Origin of the sequence: Huintestinicola butyrica (genome assembly GCF_025567215.1) — a bacterium.
GTDB classification, from domain to species: domain Bacteria; phylum Bacillota; class Clostridia; order Oscillospirales; family Ruminococcaceae; genus Huintestinicola; species Huintestinicola butyrica.
Map to the genome: position 1 here is coordinate 249724 of NZ_JAOQKB010000002.1, position 18487 is coordinate 268210.

The window sequence follows — 18487 nt, forward strand, 5'->3', positions numbered from 1 at the left end:
CTCCTTTGGTTAGCTTACACTAATACTCATATTCTATTATACACTTTTTAATGCAAAATGCAATAGGAAGAAACAAAAAATCCCGCAGCCCTTTCGGGTCACGGGATAAGTTTTATATGCAATATCAGTTCTGGTCAAAAAGCTTCTTGGGGTCGTATCTCTTATAAGCGTCCTGATTTTTTACAACGTTCTGAGCCTCGGTCCACTGAGTGATGAGAGCATCAAAATCCTCGGACTTCATCTCGTAAAGGAGTGAATCCTTTGCACTGAGGAAGTACTCGTCAGTTTCGAGAACGTCCATCTTGAGGACAATGTAATATTTTTCGCTGTCGGAGGATTCGATGATCTGGATATCACCCTTCTGCATCTCGTCAAACACCTTGGAAACAACTGCGGAATCGGGAGTTGTGCCGCTCTTTTCAATAACGGTCTTGTTGGAAGAGATCTGCTCGCCTGAATCGGTAGTCTCCTCTGCGGAAGCATCGGCGGAAGTTTCTGTTGTCTCGGCAGCTTCCTCTGTTGTAGTGCTGTCGACTTCGGCTGTTTCCTCTGCGGTATCAGCGGTCTCATCAGCTTCGGCAGTGTCATCAGTGGAAGCTTCTGTTGCATCTTCTGCGGTCTCGGCAGAATCGGTGATCTCGTCGGCATTATCCTCCAGAGCAGCCTCTGCATCGGAAGGAGTTACCTCAGCGGTAGAAGTCTCGGTCTCTGCTTCGTCAGCGGCTGCATTGGCAGCTTCTTCTGCGGCAGCAGCCTCGGCTTCTGCCTTGAGATTGTCATAATATGCGGTATATTCGGCGTTAAGAGCATCGAAATCCTCGCCGTTCTTGTAGCGCTCAACATAGCTCTCAGCCATGGACATAATCTCAGCCTTGCCGTCGGACTTGAGCAGATTGCCCGAACCGTCCTTCAGCTCCATAGCAATGTAGTTTATCATTGCATAGTTTTCGTCAAGATATGTCTTTATCTCGTCATCGGAAACAGCATATTCGCCGCCCTCGGAGTAGATGGTCTTGAACACCTTGTCCCTCTTCTGAGAATTGAGATAAAGGGAGGTAAAGGACTTTTCGCTGATACCCATTTTGGTGTAATACTCGCCAGCATAGTCCCAGGTCTGGTCGCAGTAAACCTTTGCAGCGTCCTTTTCATCGGCTGTAATGGTAAGACCCAGCTCGGTGAACTTTGCTTCGATAGCCGCATATTCCTGCATGGACTTGGTAGCCTCGTCATATATCCATGTCTTAGCATCCTTGCCGTCGATCTGAGAGCTGAAAACGGCAGCGGTAGTTGTTGTGCCGTCAGCGGAAGCTACTGCATCGCTTGATGCGGAATTTTCCTCATTGAGCTTGGACTGTGCGCTGTAGTAAGCGGACTGAAGGTAATAGATGAAGATACCCGCAGGGATATCGCTGCCGTCAATGGTAGCGCCCCATGTGGTATTTTCGCCGCAGGCTGTCATAGAGGACATAACAGCGGCAGCCGCAGCAACTGCGGTAATTTTCTTTATATTAAATCTTGCCATTTGAACTAACCTATCCTTTCGTTGACTTTGAGGGACAATGCACCGTATGCCGGGCAATCTCCCACAGGATAATTACATTTAATTATACCACACTGCCGGATAAATGTCTATAGATTTTAAAAAATTTAAATCAGGCGCGCAATTATTCCGTTATTTTATTCAAAGTCAGCACTATAATAAGCTTGATTTTTATTATTTTCGACAATATATTACGCCTTTTTATTGCAGATGAGCCAGCCAAAGGCACAGCCGCACACTCCTCCGATGATATGTGCCATCTGGGAGATGTTATCGTGAGCAAACAGACCGTTCAGCACTTCCGTTCCCAGATAAAGCACAGCCACGCAGATAAGTGTGAGAGGTATCTCGCCGCTGCCGCTGTTGGCAAAGGAACTGAGAAGTATCATCATAAACGCAATTCCGCTTGCCCCCAGAAGAGCCATCCCGGGGAAGAAGATAACGTTGATAAGTCCCGTAATGAACGCTGTGAAGATTATCATTATCAGCAGGCGCTTTCCGCCGTATTTTTCTTCCAGCATAGGTCCTACCAGCAGTATTACGGTGAAATTGCCCATAAAGTGGGACATATCCGAATGGCCCAGCACATGGGTGAACATTCGCAGATAAAAAAGCGGGTCGGTCAGCGGAGCACGGTAAACCGAAAAGAACCTCACAGCGGCACTCTGACCGATAAACTGAATAAGCAGAGTTGCCCCCAGCGCCAGCAGTGCAAATGTAAGTGTTACGGGAGAATTGTATGTTATCTTAGGAAATTTCATTGCCTATCCCCTTTCGGTTGTAAAAAAAGAGCCGCTTTCACAGAAACTGCAAAAGCGACTCTTCAAAATCGCAGAAATTATTCAGCAGCGTAAACGCTAACCTTCTTGCGGTCCTTGCCAACGCGCTCGAACTTTACCTTGCCGTCAACAACAGCGAAGATAGTATCGTCAGAACCGATCTGAACGCCTGCGCCGGGATGAATATGAGTACCTCTCTGGCGAACGATGATGTTGCCTGCGGTTACGAACTGACCGTCAGCTCTCTTAACTCCAAGTCTCTTGGATTCGCTGTCACGACCGTTCTTAGTGGAACCCATACCTTTTTTATGTGCAAAAAACTGCATGGAAATTCTAATCATGATTGGTAGCCTCCCTTTCAATAATAATCCTGATACAGCCGGGAAACTCCTCGGATATCAGACCGAGATGAGCGTAAAACGACTCAAGCAGTCTGCGGGAATTCTCGCTGCCGCTTTTCAATTTCAGAGCAAGCTTATTTTCAAGCACTGATACCTCCGCTTCATCGTTAAAGAAGTCGGTAACGGTATTGCACACAAGCTCTGCCGCCGAGGAAACAGATGCGCACACAACGTCGCTCCCACTTTCGCCCCAGCCTGCATGACCTGATAGTGAAAAGCCCGATAAACCGCCGTTTTTCTTATAAAAAACAGCCTTTATCATGCCTTGATAGCGTCGATTCTTACCTTAGTGTAAGGCTGTCTGTGACCCTGCTTCTTGTGAGTGGATCCTTCCTTAGCCTTGTAGGTGAAAACAGTTATCTTCTTGGACTTACCATTCTTGATAACCTTAGCCTCTACGGATGCACCTGCAACGTAGGGAGCGCCAACTGTAAGAGCGCTGTCGTTGTTTACAGCAATTACCTTGTCAAAAGTAACTGTGTCATCAGCGTTAACTGCGAGCTTCTCAACGAAGATCTCGTCGCCTTCCTTGACCTGATACTGCTTTCCGCCTGTTTCGATAATAGCGTACATTTTACGGCACCTGCCTTTTCCTATAAAAACTCGCTGCACCAGGCGAGCTGCCAATGGGCGCACTGCTTCCATAGCCTGTTACATGCGGCAAGAAAAATTATACCACGCCGAATTTGTTTTGTCAAGGGCTTTTTTGCACTTTATTTATTTTTTTGCGGGATTTTTCATTCCGCTGCCCACTGTCAATCAAACCAAGTTATATTATATACTATAATTGTACCCATGTCAACAAAGCCATTGCGCCGCAAATTTATTTCTCATAACATATTGCATTATTTACGTGACTGTGTTATCATAATTTTGTATAAAAATTTTTCCTGTTCAAAAAACTTATAAAGGTTGGTCGTAAAAATGAAGCCGTTATTCTCAGCTCTCCTTGAAACGATAGTGCTCGTTGTATCTATCCTACTGGTCATGCTCTGCGCAAAGCTCCTTAAATTTGACAGCAGCTTTGACAACTACAGTGAAAAATACCCCGACAGCATCATCACCGTGGGAAATGCCATGGACTATTTCCCTGAGGGAACTGATCCCACTCCCGAGGAAGCCTCAGTGCTGCTGGGCAAGGAATGGTTCGGCGAGGACAGCGGCAAGGAAGTCCCCATACCTGTCGCAAAGATATTCTGCATTCAGGTAAGCGAAAACACCGCAAAGGTGCTGGAGCTGTACTCTTTTATAGTATTTATCGAAAGCATCTTGTGCCTCATATTCGGCATAACTCTCCCCTGCTCGCTGTACAGGCACATTGACCCTGCAAAATCCATCAACGATTTCTTCATAAACGAAAACTATGTTTATACGGACAAATACGGCACCACCTACGGCCATGTGGGTGAGACCCGTGCGGGCATCGTAAAGATATTGTTACTGCTGCTGATGGTGGCTGTTGCAAATATCTGGTGCACTTTCATTCCCCTGTTTATCATAATAAACTTCATTGTGGGAATCATCATGCTGATATGCAGGCTGGCAGGCATCAGCGCAAAGGACACTGCCGAAAAGGCGAAGATAAAAGAAGCAGAGGGTCAGGCAGGCTCGGAAACATATCGTATCATCGTCGATAACGGTCTTTTTCTGGTAACAGGCGACAAGCACCCCAAACGTGGACTTTATTTCAGAGGTTACTGGAACGCTGTTGTGGCAAGGCGCATAATGGAGCTTGATGAGCGTGTATTTGCTTTCCGTGAGGACGATGTGGAGGACACTATTAAATATGGCGACGAACATCTTCACAAGAACTATGAGATGAACCGCACAATGAACTCCATAAAGCTTATGTTCAACTCATCGGCAAAGAAAAAATCGGAGAGATTAAAGAACGAGATCATTAGTCAGGATTACACCTTTACCCGTGTGCTTCGTGGTTCAAGGCTGTACGAGTATGTTATAATGTCCAAACGCAGCGCAAAATATTTGCTTATCCGTGTACCCTCCAACTGTTCACTTATGCGGGCTGTAATGAAATGCGACGCAAAGGGTGATGTTTTTGAGGTGCTCGAATGGAATAAGTGGGACCGCCTGTGCGACAGCGACAAGCTGGCTGTCCTCAGCGATCACACCGGCTGGATGGATCCTCCCAAGGGCGAGGAAAAGCCCGGAGACAAAGTTCAGGCGACCTGACATCATAAGAACCCGTCTTCACAAGCATATGCGCACGTCTTTTCGGCAAATTTTGCCGCAGACTGCGTTAAAAATCCTTGCCGGGCGAAAGCCCGCCTGCGGATTTTTGCCTACTCTGCAACAAAATTATGCTCGAAAATCCGCACACATTTCTTATGAAGACAGGTTCTAACATTTCAAAAGATCAGCTGACTTATACTTTTAGCTGAGCTTTTTTCATATCCGCATAATTTTTCTTTGCTTGACAAAAATATATGTATATAGTATAATATAACAGCGTGAAAAATGTGATTTTCCACAACAATTTATATTAAACCTATTCAAACAGTAGATATTGCATCTGCACCGAATAGACAGAAAAGAGGAAAAATATGCTGGAGCTTCAAAATATCCACTGGCAGCTTCCCGACGGCGGCGAAATATTAAAAGGCATTAGCCTTTCTATCCCCGACGGTCAGCTGACTGTTGTAACAGGTCCCAACGGAGGCGGAAAGACATCGCTGGCAAAGGTCATCGCAGGTCTGTACGCTCCCTCTGAGGGCAAAATACTTCTCAACGGTGAGGACATCACCGAACTCAGCATCACCGACCGTGCCAAAAAGGGCATCGCATACGCATTTCAGCAGCCTGTCCGCTTCAAGGGTCTTACGGTTCTTGACCTGCTGGAGCTTTCCGCCGAGGAAAAGCTTCCAAGGGACAAGGTATGTTCCCTGCTGGGCGAGGTAGGTCTTTGCTCAAGGGAATATATCAACAGAGAGGCTGACTCCAGCCTTTCGGGCGGCGAGAGCAAGCGCATAGAGATAGCCACCGTTCTTGCAAGAAAGAACGCTTCCATGCTGGTTTTTGATGAGCCTGAGGCAGGCATCGACCTGTGGAGCTTCTCCAATCTTATCGAGGCTTTCGAGCGCCTTAAAGCAGAGGGCAGCCGCTCGCTGCTGGTCATCTCCCACCAGGAAAGGATCATGGAAATTGCGGACAACATCGTTGTCATTGCAGGCGGAAAGGTTCGCACCTGCGGCAAAAAGGACGATGTCCTGCCCACTCTGCTTGCAGATGAAAAGACAGAACGCTGTCCCATGGACAAGGCTAAAAGGGAGGTCAGAGCATGAACGATATAACCGAAAAGCTTCTGGAGATCGTCTCCGACTGGGACGGCAAATTCAAGGGCGCATACAATATCCGTGAGAACAGCGGCTGTGCAGGCCGTCAGTCCTCGGAAAATATCAGAATAGAATCAAAGACCGATAACCCGGGAATCAACATTTTTATCAGCTCCAAGGCACAGCAGGAGACTGTTTATATCCCTGCCTGTGTAACTCACGGCGGAGTTGATGATCTGGTATATAACGACTTTTTTGTTGAAGAGGGCGCAGATGTCATTATTGTGGCAGGCTGCGGCGTTCATTCCGATGATGAAGAGGAAGCCCGCCACAACGGTATCCACCGTTTCTTTGTTGGCAAGAACGCAAAGGTGCTTTACAAGGAAAAGCACATAGGCACAGGAAAGGGCGCAGGCGCTAAGCGCATTGACCCCGTTACCGATGCAACTCTTGACGAAAATGCTTATATGGAGATGGACACCTCTCAGCTGGGCGGCGTTACAAGCACATCACGAACCACCAACGCAAAGCTCGGTGCTGGCGCAAAGCTTGTAATAAGAGAAAGGCTTCTCACCGACGGCGACGAAAGGGCAAAGTCTGTATTCAACGTTTCACTTGACGGTGACGGAAGTGCGGCTGACCTTGTTTCCCGCTCCGTTGCAAGGGGAAATTCCTATCAGGAATATATCTCGGTCATCGAGGGCAACTGCCGCTGCACAGGTCACTCCGAATGTGACGCTATCCTTGCGGAGAACGGCCGTGTAAACGCATCTCCCGCACTGAACGCTGCCTGCATAGACGCTTCGCTTATCCATGAAGCGGCTATCGGAAAAATCGCAGGCGAGCAGATAATCAAGCTCTGCACACTTGGTCTTACAGAAGAGGAAGCTGAAAGAAAGATCATCGATGGCTTCCTGAAATAATAGGAGGAGTTTTGTAAAATGAACGCATTTGCAAAAAGAGCCGCTGCTGCAGCAATGTCAATGGTCATGCTCTTTTCGTTCTCGTCCTGCGGCAAGGCAGAAGAAGCGGCTCCCGAAGAGACTGCTTCCGCCCGTGTCACTGTTGACGGAACAAAGTTCATGGTGGACGGCAAGGAGCTGTGGATAAACGGCTGCAACACACCATGGCACAACTGGAACGACTTCACGGGAAACATGGACGCAGAATTCTGGGACGGTGCCTTTGCTCAGCTTGCGGAGGATAACATCAACTGCACAAGAATATGGATAAACTGCGCAGGCGAGAGCATTATCCGCCTCAAGACCACAGGCGAGATAAAGGAAATAAGGGAAGGCCACTGGACTGACCTTGACAAGCTTTTTGAAATGGCTGAAAAGCACGGCGTTTACGTTATGGCTACCCTCACCTCCTTCGACCACTTCAAAGAGCCGAACGCAGGCTATGACAAGTGGAGAAACCTTGTTTCATCAAAGGAGCTTACCGATGCATATGCAGATACATATGTTGCCGAGTTCTGCAAGAGATACGGCTCCAACGAGTATCTTTTCGCCATTGACCTTATGAACGAGCCTGACTGGGTGCATGAGAACGCAGAGTGTGGTCAGCTTGACTGGAACGGCCTTTCATACTTCTTCGGAAAGTGCGCCGCAACTATCCACGAAAACTCCGATACTCTTGTAACTGTCGGCTTCGGCATGGTAAGATACAACTCCGACAAGTACGAGGGCAACATCGTTTCCGACGAGCACCTTAAAGAAGTTACAGGCAATGACAAGGCTTATGTGGACTTCTACAGCCCCCATTTCTATATGTGGGAAAAGCCCTACTTCGGCTTCCCCTACTCAGGCTCACCCACAGACTTCGGTCTTGACGGCACAAAGCCCACACTCCTTGGAGAAGCTTCCAACGATGATGAAAAGGAAAGCAAGATGACACTTACCGAGGAATACAAGGCAGCATATGATAACGGCTGGAACGGTGTTATGGTATGGATGGATCCCGTTGAAGAGGATTACAGCTGGTACCGCTACGACCTGACCCGGACCGCTACCAACGCAATGTATGATTACATTCCCGACAAGGTCTATCCCATTGGCAAAAAAGCAGCAGCCGAGACCGCTGCCGAATAATCCGTAAAACAAGTCAGCCCCCGTCCGCATATGCAGGCGAGGGCTGTTATTATTTATTGTGGTCGATAGAGCTGTGGAGCTTTGCAAAAAGCTCGTTGTACTTTATAACAGGCTCCTCGCATTTTGTTACGGAAACGTGCAGGTCAAGGGGTATCATACGCCCCTCAAAATCAAATCCGATGCCGTTTTTGTCCGATATTTTCTTTGCAATGCTTTCGGCATAAGCCGTGTCCGCCGAATCGGTAAGAAGCACGAATTCGTCTCCGCCTATGCGGAAAACCAAGTCATTCTCCCCTGCCGCTTCGGAAATGCGCTTCATGGACTCGATTATGGCAAGGTCGCCTGCTTTTCGTGAAATGTCGTTTATGGGGATAAGCCCCTTGATATCGCAGCACACAAAGCAGCAGCTGCGGCGCTGGGTAAAAAGGTCGTAAAGCTCGCTGATATCTACATTCTTTTTCATAGAAAACTCTCCTTCCAAGGGCGTGGAGGACAGTCTGGGGTACAGCCCCGAAAATCGGTATTTTGTGCTGTATTCCGATGGATTGCAGTTCCACACCCGTCTGAACGCTCTGGTAAACGCCTCGTTGGAGTTATATCCCAGCGACAGTGCAAGCTCCAGTATATTTGCGCTGCCCGCCTGAAGCTCCTTTGCGGCGATGACCATTTTTCTCCGCACGATATAATCATGCACAGATATGTTGTTGACGTTTCGGAAAAGCTTTTCCAGAGAGGACTTTGAGCAATAGCAGCCTGCGGCGATATCTTCCGTCCTGAGACTTTCGGACATATGCTCTTCCATATACGAAAGCGCCTGCGCCAGCAGCTGCAAATTGTTCATATGTTCATTTCCTTTCTGTCTGTGATCACATCTTAATTATAATCTATAAAAAGAATGTCTGCTTGATTTTTTGAGTAATTATATCATTCCTCTTCTTTCATAGCCTCTTCAAGCCAGCCCAGCTGACGCTCGGTTATCTCTCTGCCGAAGCAGTCACGCAGATATTTTTCCGCCAGTTCCGCTTCCGAAACGGACATTTCGGAAATTCGGCTGTCGCTGTCATCTGCCGATGCGGATACCTTTCTTGCACATTCCAGACGGAGCATACGTGGGAATCTGTCACGGATATTCTCGTAAAGTCCTGCTGACGATGAACGGTCGGTAAGGATAACCCTCACATATGCGTCCTCTGGAACTTCCGCCGCCATTACTTCGTCATAGCTGCCCTTTACGGTAATGAGAGAGAGCGAGCTTGGAGCGGCAAGCTCTGAAATGCCGACCTCCGTATCAAAAACAGTATATGTCTTTGCCTGTCCTGCCTCGGAAAAGCTGTATGGAATGGGAGTTCCGCTGTAGCGCACTGCCGTGTTTTCATCAGCTGAGCATTTTATTGTCTGGGCACGGTGAAGATGCCCCAGAGCTATGTAATCAAAACCCGCAAACACATCTGCCGACACCATCTGCGCTCCTCCTGCGGATATCTCCGCACCCTTGGAAGCCCTTTCGCTGTCGGATATTGCCGCTCCCGTAACAAAGCAGTGGGCAACGATGATGTGCTTTTTTGATTTGTCCCATGAACTTTTTATATCGTCGGTCATGGCAAGAAAAGCGTCGGTGCAGGTCTTTATCTCCCTGTCGGAAAAAAGCTCACGCACCTCGGCAATGTTGAACCACGGTATGCAGTAGATATCCGCATCGCCTACGGAGATCGGCTTCATATAGTCACGAAAGCTGCCACGGATATACAGCCCGCAGTTTTCCAGCAATCCCGAATTTACCGACAGCCTTGGAGCGGAATCATGGTTTCCCGCAATGATTATCACGGGGATATCCCTGCCGCCCGAAAAAAGCTTTTCGCACAGCCTGTCCCAGCATTTTACCGCTTCGCCCGCAACAACGGCGCTGTCATACACATCGCCCGCAATGATCATGCAGTCCGCACCGCATTCAACGGCGGCAGCGCAAAGGCTCTCCCCTATCTTCTCCTGATATGGGAGCATATCCTCGCCGAACAGCGAAATGCCGATATGCAGGTCGGAGGTGTGGAGTATCTTCATTTTGATTATCCTTTCAAATTATGGGGTCCTCTAAAAAACGGGACACGAGCAGATGATGTCAGTCATAGAAAATTTGCCGTGAAGGAGGTTTTCAGAGGTTCACTTATGCCATAAAGTCTGTAAGCAGCCAGCTTCCGTTCTCATAGACAGCGGTACAGCTCACCTTGTATTCCTCTGCCACGGGCACATCGGCAGGCTCGGTAATGCTGCCTGCTGCGGTAAATTCACATCTGTCGTCCGTAAGGCTGTCAATGGTTATTTTTGTGTCCGTCCAGTCAACATAATAGCCCTTTGATCCCGAAAGATTTGAATCTATGCAGAGCATTCCGTCAACATCTACGTAAAGCTGCGTGCCCTCATAGGGATAGTTATACAGCAGCATATCAGCCGTATCCTTGCAGTAGGTGCTTCTGATAAAGCTTTCAAAGTCGCTGTAGCTTGAAAAGCGCTCATCGGATACCTTGTAGATATTGTCACCGCTGACAGGCTCGCCGCCCCATGCCAGTCCGCCCGAACCAAAGGCATATACCGAGCAGACGATATTTCTTGCAAAAAGCTCTGATATGGTTTCTTCCATTTCTGAGGTTTCTTCCGCAGCTGCTGCCTCAGTTTCCGCTTCAACTGATGTCTCTTCGGCGGTCTCGGACACAATGGCAGAAGCTTCACCTTCCGTCTCGGAAGCGGGAGCGGTAATAGTCGTGATCGTGCCTGACTGAGTGCCGCAGCCCGAAAGGAGCATTGCCGCAAGCACAGCTGATGTTATCATTTTGTATGTTTTCATATTATCATTTCCTTTATAAATTATTTGTCTGCATTTGGGTCAAGAGGGGTAACGTAAAGAGTCCTGTTGCCTGTGAATATGACCATTCCGGGCTTTGCTCCCGCAGGCTTTTTTACCTGCTTTGCAGGAACATAATCAACGGGCACCTGAGCCGAATTTCTTGCGCTGCTGTAGGCGGCGGCAATTCGTGCGGCGTAGTATATGGTCTCATCGGGGACCTGCTCGCCCCTTGCTCTGATTATAACGTGAGAGCCTGTAATATCCTTGGTGTGGAGCCAGATATCAGTTTTCTCAGCAGTTTTAAGGGTAAGAACATCGTTCTGCTTGTTGTTTCGTCCCACAAGTATCTCATAGCCGTCGGGAGAGGAAAATGATATGGGAGGAGCCGCCTTGGGGGGCTTCTGCTTGCCTCTCTGCATACGGATATAACCCTGCTCCGCAAGCTCGGCTCTCAGCTCGTTAACATCATTTTCCGTGGAAGCACGGGAAAGTGCATCGGACACGCTTTCGATGTATTTCAGCTCGCTTTCGCCCTGAGCTATCTGTACTTTCAGCCGCTTTTCCGCCGTATCTGCCTTGCGGTAGCCGCCGTAATACTTCTGCATATTCTGGGAGGGAGTAAGCGATGGGTCAAGCTCCACGGTAATCTCTCCGGCGTTTTCATCGTAGAAATTCACGCAGGTAAAGTCCTTCATTCCCTTTTTGAGCTGATAAAGATTTGCGGAAATAAGGTCGCCCTTGAGCTTCAAAATATCCCTTTCCTCGGATATTTTCAGCTCCTGCCGCTGATTTTCCGTTCTTCTGCGTATCCTGTCGGCAGTGTTGGAAAGCAGGCGGTAAAGGTCGCCGTACCTCTGCTTCATGCGGGCTGTGCTGTCACGGTCGTGATAGAATTTATCCAGCGTTTCCCCTGCGGTCTCGCAGTAGGAGGCTTTCATCAGTCCGCCGTACTGGGTGATGTCAATAAAGCAGAAATCTTTAAGATTGCCGTCATTATCGGAAAGAATGGTGTATTTTCTCCTGCCGCTGAGATAATCGTCACGGGTGGACATTATTTCGGCGATAAGCTTTGTAAGGGTATCGCTGTCCAGCTCGTCGGTAGTGATATCGTTGGAGCCGCAGGCACGGAAAAGCCACTCCCTTGCAAGTATGGGGGAAATACCCTCAAAAATGCCGATAAGGCACTTTGCGGCTGATTTGCCGCTTGCCGCAGCTATCCTCATGCGCATCTCCTCTTCGGGTGCGATAAGGAAGTTGAGCCTGTCCCCACGGGGAGGAGCGGTGTAGGTCATGCCGGGAAGCACAAGTCTTTCACGGCTCATAGCATCATCAACACGCTTTAAGCTGTCGATTATCTTTCCGTTCTCGTTTATAACGATAAGGTTGGAATATTTGCCCATTATTTCCACTGCAAGGGTGATTATGACCACATCGCCCAGCTCGTTTACGGTCTCAAAATCAAGGAAAAGTATTCTTTCCAGACCGTCCTGCCGTATGTCAATGAGCTTGCCGCTGCCAAGGTGCTTTCTCAGCAGCATACAGAACATGGGAGGCACCTTGGGGTTTTCTATCTGCCTGTTTGTAATGTGTATCCTTGCTGAATTTGCACCTGCGCAGATAAGCACCCTGCTGCTTCCCGTTCTCGTTCTTATTGCAATAACAGCCTCCTCCTTGGAGGGCTGATAGACCTTTTCTATTCTTCCGCCCACAAGAGGCTGAAGCTCCTGCTTTACCGCCAGGAGAAACGCTCCGTCAAGAGCCATTTATATCAGTTCCTTTCCTATCGTCAAGTGTGCTTTTCATTCTCATATTATGCCGCCTGTCATGTCATAAACTTATTTTCTTTTATAAATAAGCACCTCGAATGATGCTTCCGTCTCAAGAGACTCAAGGGCTTCAAGCCGTCTGTGGCCCTCTTCGCCTGTTTTGTAGTAATAAGGGGTCATGGAAAACAGGCTTTGTATATCCTTTGGATTATCAATGAAAATGCTCCGTGATATTTTCCTGCTTTCAAGGAAGTCAAAGCCCTCCACCTCATAATCGGCAGTCTGATTTTTATAGGGCTTATCATACACCGCAGCTTTAAGGCTCATAAGATGATCCTCCGCAGGGATAGCCATTATAAGATATCCCCTGCTTTTTATCACACGGCAGAATTCTTCCCGACAGAACGGTGCAAACATAGTCACTGCCATATCCACAGAGCCGTCCGCCAGCGGAAGATGAAAAATGCTTGCCGCCGCCACCTCGCACTGAGGCTGACCCTTCAGCCGCCTTGCCGCATGGGCGCAGGCAAATTTTGAGATATCAATGCCCAGCAGCTTAAAGCCGTATTTATTCCCGCTTATTGCCTTAAATATCTCTTCCGTATAATAGCCCTCGCCGCAGCCTGCATCAAGAAGAACGCCGCCGTGGAAATGCACACACACGGCATCGCACACGGCCTGCGCAAGATGGGAATAATAGCCCTTTGACAGAAATTCCGTCCTGGCGTTCACCATCATCTTGTTGTCTCCCGGGAGCTTTGCGTTCATCTGACCCGAAAGCAGCAGATTAACATATCCCTTGGAGGAGATATCAAAGCTGTGACGGTTTTCGCACACATAGCTTTTTTCTTTTATTTCAAGGCTTTTGCCGCACACAGGGCAGATAAAACCGTTCATATCAATGTCCTTTCGCTTACAAGCAGTAATTTGCGGGGTCAACACAGCTCTTTGCTTCAATAATATCTATCTCCGGGAACCTTTTTGAAAGGATATTTTTCATAAGTCCGCAGAAGATACGCTCGGTGTGGAAATGACCGCAGTCAATGACAGTAAAGTCCATATTAACAGCGTCGATAAAGCCGTCGTGCTTGAAATCCCCCGAAAGAAGAGCGTCCGCTCCCTTTTGTGCAGCAAGATGTATAAAGCTGTTGCCGGCTCCCGAGCTTATGGCAATGTGCTTTATGATGCGTCCGTTTGTAAATCTTACGCAGGTACAGCCAAGTGCCTCTTTTGCCCTTTCAGCCGCTTCCTTTGGTGTAAGGGGCGCTTTAAGCTCATATATCCTGCCTATGGAAAGTCCGTTTCCCATATCGTCCAAAGACATAGAATCCTCAGACAGTCCGAGAGGTGCGGAAAGGATATCATAAAGCCCCTTGTTCATTCCCAGAGGCGACATATCAAAAGGGGTATGGGTGCAAATTGCTGAAACTCCACCTGACAGCAGCCTGCCTACGGGAGACGATGCCGTCACCGATTTAAGCGGCGAAAAGATAACAGGGTGATGACTCACTATAAGCTCCGCTCCCGACGCTTTTGCTTCTTCGATAACATCGTTTGTGATATCAAGGGCAGTGATAATTTTTGTAACGCCCTTATCGGGATCACCTGCCAGCATACCGCAGTTATCCCAGCTTTCCTTTGTGTCAAAGGGGATAAGCTCGTTTATGGCGCTGTAAATATCGGCAACTGTTGTCATATTCCTTTTTCCTTTCGTATTTTCTCCATGGTCATATCTATTTTTTCGGCTTCCGCAGGGCGGCTGTTCCTCATGCCGTCTGCAGCCTTTTTCATTCGTTCAAGCTGCTTTTCGATGTACTTTCGTCCGTCCTCGTATGATGCGTCGGTGAGACCTGTCTGCTCACGTACATCTGAAATCTCATATGTCACTCCAGTATATCGGCACTTCATTACGGAATAGGCAAATTCGCCGTCCCACACGGCACGTTCCTCCGTCACCTCAAAGCCGTTGTCCGCAAGGTATCTTCTAAGCACGGAAGCTCTTGTCATGGGCTGCAAAATAAAATTTGCCCCGCAGGTGCGTGACCTTTCATCGGCATCAATTATTTTGGAGATAAGCTCGCCGCCCATTCCTGCAATGACGATATCGGTAACGCCGTCAAGAGGGATATTTTTCAGTCCGTCGGACAATATCAGCTGCCCGCCCTCAATGCCCTCGTTCTCAAAGGTAGCCTTTGCGGCAGCAAGTGGCTTCTCGCCGATATCTGCGGCAATGGCTTTTGTGCATTTTTCCGATCTGAGCAGATACGCAGGCAGATAGCCGTGGTCGGTGCCTATATCGCACACAAAGCTGCCCTCTGTCATCTCTGCGCAGACAAGCAGTCGTTTATCAAGTTTCATATGTATTCTTCCTTACAGATATTGTGTATTATGAGCCGTACCCCATTCAGAAAAAGCGGGAAGCGGCAGTGCCGTTTCCCGTTTCCTGCATGATAAGATTTTTTCCTTATGCCTTCTGTGCAAAATGCTCGTTGAGCTTTTCAACAAGAGCGTTTACATCAGTGCCGTGAACTGCGCAGGCATCTGCAATAGACTCGCCTCTGGAAGCGGGACAGCCCAGGCAGTGCATACCGATCTCAAAGAAATAAGGAGCGGTATCCATATCGTGATCGAGAATATCGCCGATAATGGTATCGGGAGTTACTTTAAAGCTCATATTAAACAACCTTTCATTCATTCTGCCCCGAGCCGCAAAGCCCGCAGGCGCATGATTTATATTACATAATCATTATAACCCATTTTTTTAAATTTTGCAAGACTTTTCCTTGAAATATGTGCATAATTGTGATATACTCTATTTAATAAACTGCTATAATGGGAGGAATGTTTCTCAATGAATTTTTCTTACAAGGTAAAACGATTTTTCAGGAACTTCGAGATTGAAAATCTTATGACTTATATTGCCGCTTCCATGGCGATAGTATTTGTGGGAGATATGCTCACGAACGGACTTATGAGCAGCTATCTTTCTTTCAGCCGCTCCGCTATTCTTGATGGTCAGGTATGGAGACTGCTCACATTTCTTTTTATCCCTCAGACAAACAGCGTAGTGTGGATAATCTTCTCTGTCTATTTCTACTACATCACGGGCAAGGAAACGGAAATGGCGTGGGGCGCTCACAATCTTACAATGTATTTTCTGACGGGAACGCTGCTGCTTATCGGCGTTGGCTTCATTGCGGGAGCGGCTTCAAGCAGCTATCTGCTGTTCTCACTGTTCCTTGTGTATGCCTATTTATATCCCGAAATGGAATTTCTGATGTTCTTTGTGGTACCCATCAAAGCAAAGTGGCTGGCGCTTATCGACATTGTTTTTATGCTGGTATCCTTCGGTGACGCATTCAAATATTATTTATACGACATGGCAAGCGTAGGTCTGGGCATTCAGCTTTCGGTCCTTACCGCATTTGTGACCTTTGCTATTTTCTTCGGCAAAAACTATATCGACCGCTTCAGGAACAGACGTACCCACAAGGCTTTCCTTAACAGAAGCAATATAAACGTTACAAAGGGAGGCAGAAACGGCGATGATGAATAACACTCCCACTCCCTTGGGTGAGGACTTTTTTCACCGTGACTGCCTTGATGTGGCTCCGGATCTGGTGGGCAAGCTTATTATCAGGAACACCGACGAGGGCGAGATACGCCTGCGCATCACTGAAACGGAGTCATACCGTGGAGAAGAGGACACCGCCTGTCACGCATCAAAGGGCCGCACTCCCAGAACTGAGCTGCTTTACCGTGAAGCGGGAGTTATATACGTATATCTTTGCTACGGCTGCCACTGGCTGATGAACGTTATCACAGGCGAAAAGGAGCAGCCCCAGGGCGTGCTTTTCCGTGCGTGCCTTGACTATGCAGGCCCCGGAAAGCTCACAAAGGCGCTGAAGATAGACAAGAGCTTCAACGGCGGATCGTTTATCGGCAACCCGAAGATCTGCATTGCAGATGACGGATACCGCCCCGAAATAATCAGGCTAAAACGTGTGGGCATCGACTATGCCACCCCCGAATACAGGGATATTTTATGGAGATTTGCCGACACATCGGCTGTCAAATCAAAGAAATAAATGAAAGGAAGCGGCAGTATGGAAAACAAGGAACTCAGAGAGATACCCGACCTGCTTTATCCCGACGCTGCAAGGCGCAGGGAACTTAACAACCGCAGGATAATGCTTAACGACAAATACCCCTGCACATATATGAACGACCTTATGACGGACAATGTTGCGGGCATAATCAGCCGCAGAAATCCCCAGAACGTGCTGAAGCTTTTCAGGGAGCTTTGCACCGATACCGAAGTCATGAACTACCGCCTTGACGCTCTGGAAGACGTTATGGGCAATCCCAAGCTCTCCCCATCGGTACACAGAATAATCCGCACACTGCTGGACAGTGAGCACAAGAATATTTCCGCTTCCACCCCCGACAGCTTTTCCGCTCTGGGAAGCTGTGTCGAGGCGCTGGACAGTTACATAGACTGCATGGAGGAGCTTCACGCTCTTTACGGCGAGATAGGCTCAAACATTCATTCAGCCGCTTTCAGGGGACTGTTTGATTCACTGGAAGAACGATACGCTTCCAATGACTACAACAGCATGAAAAAGGACATTGCAGAGCTGAAAGAAGCCTTTTCAAAGAAAATACGCTCCGTTAACATCGCCATCAACTTCAATGAGGAAATGAAGCCCATATCCGCAGGGATAACAGGCTGGTCGGACAAGCCCGCAGGCGAAAAGCCCAACGTTTTCGACAGGCTTTTCTACAAAAGCAGCGCCTTTTCCGAGACCCACATCATGGGCAAGCTGAGGACAAATCAGCCCAATGAGGACGGCTATGTGAACGAGGCCGACAAGGCCCTTTTTGCCGCCATGGAAAAAATAACTGGCGCATATATGAACAGGCTGTCCGCCGCTTTGAAGTCATATGACAGGCTTGCATTTGAGCACGTTTCCATGCTCGAAGACCAGCTGGAGATATACGATGGCATGGCAAGGGTCATCGAAGCCTGCAATGCAAGAGGCATAAAAATGTGCCGTCCCAAGTTTACGGACAAGGCAAGATATGCGGATATCAAAAATCTCTTTGACCCCTGTTTCTACTTCAAGGCGGCTGCCGCCAACACCGAAGCCATGGGCGACGACCTTGTTGTGCGCAACAGCATCACCATGGACGACGAGGGCAGATTTTACATTTTAACAGGCGCAAACAACGGCGGAAAGACCACCTTTGTACGTGGTCTGGGACTGTGCTTCCTGCTTGCTCAGACAGGCTTTTACGTGCCTGCGGAGGAATGTGTCATAAGCACTGCCGACTTTATATTCACCCACTTCCCCAAAGAAGAAGAAACGGGCATAAACGCCAGCCGATTTACCACAGAGATAAAGGATCTGAAAATAATCAGCGACCTTGCGGAAGAAAACAGCCTGCTGCTGATGAACGAGTCTATCCAGAGCACCACACCCAAGGAATGTGCTGAAATAGCCGAAGAACTGGTAAGGATATTCTGCATTATCGGCGTAAGGGGCGTTTTTGCCACACATATCACCGAGCTTGCGGGCAAGTGCGGTGAGATATCCTCCGACCCCGATTGCAGGAGCATTCCCCAGAGCATTGTTGCAGATGTTGACGAGACCAGCGGAAAGCGGCTGTACAGGATAAGAAAGGGTATGCCCCTGAAACAAAGCTATGCGGCTGACATCTTCCGCTCTTTCGGTATAAATGCTGAAAATGTAAGAAAAAGAGTCCGCAGATAAAA

20 protein-coding genes are annotated in these 18487 nt (G+C 48.3%); 7 read left to right on the forward strand and 13 right to left on the reverse strand.

The window, feature by feature from the left end; translation table 11 throughout:
* Positions 1-124: 124 nt before the first annotated feature.
* The 5 genes from OCV68_RS03325 to rplU all read right to left on the reverse strand — a co-directional run bounded on the left by OCV68_RS03325 (position 125) and on the right by rplU (position 3293).
* Positions 125-1522, reverse strand: a complete 1398-nt coding sequence (locus OCV68_RS03325; RefSeq protein WP_262570711.1) for a hypothetical protein — start codon at positions 1520-1522, stop codon at positions 125-127.
* A gap of 209 nt (positions 1523-1731) precedes the next feature.
* Positions 1732-2301 (reverse strand): rhomboid family intramembrane serine protease, encoded by a 570-nt coding sequence (locus tag OCV68_RS03330; protein WP_147621173.1) that lies wholly within the window; start codon positions 2299-2301, stop codon positions 1732-1734.
* Positions 2302-2378: 77 nt separating this feature from the next.
* Entirely contained in the window at positions 2379-2660 is a 282-nt protein-coding gene (gene rpmA / locus OCV68_RS03335; RefSeq protein WP_022474801.1) for a 50S ribosomal protein L27, read from the reverse strand.
* Positions 2653-2982 (reverse strand): ribosomal-processing cysteine protease Prp, encoded by a 330-nt coding sequence (locus OCV68_RS03340; protein WP_022474802.1) that lies wholly within the window; start codon positions 2980-2982, stop codon positions 2653-2655. Before OCV68_RS03340 ends, rpmA begins: the two co-directional genes overlap by 8 nt.
* Positions 2979-3293, reverse strand: a complete 315-nt coding sequence (gene rplU / locus OCV68_RS03345; RefSeq protein ID WP_022474803.1) for a 50S ribosomal protein L21 — start codon at positions 3291-3293, stop codon at positions 2979-2981. Before rplU ends, OCV68_RS03340 begins: the two co-directional genes overlap by 4 nt.
* A gap of 351 nt (positions 3294-3644) precedes the next feature.
* On the opposite strand from rplU, the gene OCV68_RS03350 reads away from it, so the two are divergent.
* The 4 genes from OCV68_RS03350 to OCV68_RS03365 all read left to right on the forward strand — a co-directional run bounded on the left by OCV68_RS03350 (position 3645) and on the right by OCV68_RS03365 (position 8106).
* The gene (locus OCV68_RS03350; RefSeq protein WP_262570717.1) at positions 3645-4913 is read left to right on the forward strand and encodes a hypothetical protein; all 1269 of its coding nucleotides are present in this window, start codon (positions 3645-3647) and stop codon (positions 4911-4913) included.
* 371 nt (positions 4914-5284) lie between these two features.
* Complete coding sequence (locus tag OCV68_RS03355; protein ID WP_262570718.1) at positions 5285-6022, forward strand: ABC transporter ATP-binding protein; 738 nt, start codon at positions 5285-5287, stop codon at positions 6020-6022.
* Positions 6019-6936: a SufB/SufD family protein gene (locus OCV68_RS03360; protein ID WP_262570721.1), complete on the forward strand. Its 918-nt coding sequence runs from the start codon at positions 6019-6021 to the stop codon at positions 6934-6936. Before OCV68_RS03355 ends, OCV68_RS03360 begins: the two co-directional genes overlap by 4 nt.
* 18 nt (positions 6937-6954) lie before the next feature.
* Positions 6955-8106: a cellulase family glycosylhydrolase gene (locus tag OCV68_RS03365; protein ID WP_262570722.1), complete on the forward strand. Its 1152-nt coding sequence runs from the start codon at positions 6955-6957 to the stop codon at positions 8104-8106.
* Between the two features lie 49 nt (positions 8107-8155).
* Here the strand turns inward: OCV68_RS03365 and OCV68_RS03370 are convergent, their stop codons facing one another.
* From OCV68_RS03370 to OCV68_RS03405, 8 genes are all read right to left on the reverse strand, one after another.
* Positions 8156-8947 (reverse strand): helix-turn-helix domain-containing protein, encoded by a 792-nt coding sequence (locus OCV68_RS03370; protein WP_262570725.1) that lies wholly within the window; start codon positions 8945-8947, stop codon positions 8156-8158.
* A gap of 83 nt (positions 8948-9030) precedes the next feature.
* Positions 9031-10164 (reverse strand): exonuclease SbcCD subunit D, encoded by a 1134-nt coding sequence (locus OCV68_RS03375; protein WP_262570727.1) that lies wholly within the window; start codon positions 10162-10164, stop codon positions 9031-9033.
* 103 nt (positions 10165-10267) lie between these two features.
* Complete coding sequence (locus OCV68_RS03380) at positions 10268-10945, reverse strand: IseA DL-endopeptidase inhibitor family protein (protein WP_262570729.1); 678 nt, start codon at positions 10943-10945, stop codon at positions 10268-10270.
* A 20-nt stretch (positions 10946-10965) separates the two neighbouring features.
* Positions 10966-12708: an Rqc2 family fibronectin-binding protein gene (locus OCV68_RS03385; protein WP_262570732.1), complete on the reverse strand. Its 1743-nt coding sequence runs from the start codon at positions 12706-12708 to the stop codon at positions 10966-10968.
* Between the two features lie 72 nt (positions 12709-12780).
* Positions 12781-13608 carry a putative RNA methyltransferase gene (locus tag OCV68_RS03390; protein ID WP_022474299.1) on the reverse strand — a complete coding sequence of 276 codons (828 nt, stop codon included), beginning with the start codon at positions 13606-13608 and terminating at the stop codon, positions 12781-12783.
* A gap of 16 nt (positions 13609-13624) precedes the next feature.
* Entirely contained in the window at positions 13625-14407 is a 783-nt protein-coding gene (locus tag OCV68_RS03395) for a Nif3-like dinuclear metal center hexameric protein (RefSeq protein ID WP_262570735.1), read from the reverse strand.
* Positions 14404-15069: a class I SAM-dependent methyltransferase gene (locus OCV68_RS03400; RefSeq protein WP_262570737.1), complete on the reverse strand. Its 666-nt coding sequence runs from the start codon at positions 15067-15069 to the stop codon at positions 14404-14406. Before OCV68_RS03400 ends, OCV68_RS03395 begins: the two co-directional genes overlap by 4 nt.
* Positions 15070-15175: 106 nt before the next feature.
* Positions 15176-15385, reverse strand: a complete 210-nt coding sequence (locus OCV68_RS03405; RefSeq protein WP_022474296.1) for a DUF1858 domain-containing protein — start codon at positions 15383-15385, stop codon at positions 15176-15178.
* A gap of 177 nt (positions 15386-15562) precedes the next feature.
* Here OCV68_RS03405 and OCV68_RS03410 point away from each other — a divergent pair, with 177 nt between their 5' ends.
* From OCV68_RS03410 to OCV68_RS03420, 3 genes are read left to right on the forward strand one after another with little or no spacing between them, the layout of a single operon-like run.
* Positions 15563-16267: a hypothetical protein gene (locus OCV68_RS03410; protein ID WP_262570741.1), complete on the forward strand. Its 705-nt coding sequence runs from the start codon at positions 15563-15565 to the stop codon at positions 16265-16267.
* Positions 16257-16799, forward strand: a complete 543-nt coding sequence (locus OCV68_RS03415) for a DNA-3-methyladenine glycosylase (protein WP_262570744.1) — start codon at positions 16257-16259, stop codon at positions 16797-16799. Before OCV68_RS03410 ends, OCV68_RS03415 begins: the two co-directional genes overlap by 11 nt.
* Positions 16800-16817: 18 nt before the next feature.
* Positions 16818-18485, forward strand: a complete 1668-nt coding sequence (locus OCV68_RS03420; RefSeq protein WP_262570745.1) for a MutS-related protein — start codon at positions 16818-16820, stop codon at positions 18483-18485.
* Positions 18486-18487 lie beyond the last annotated feature (2 nt).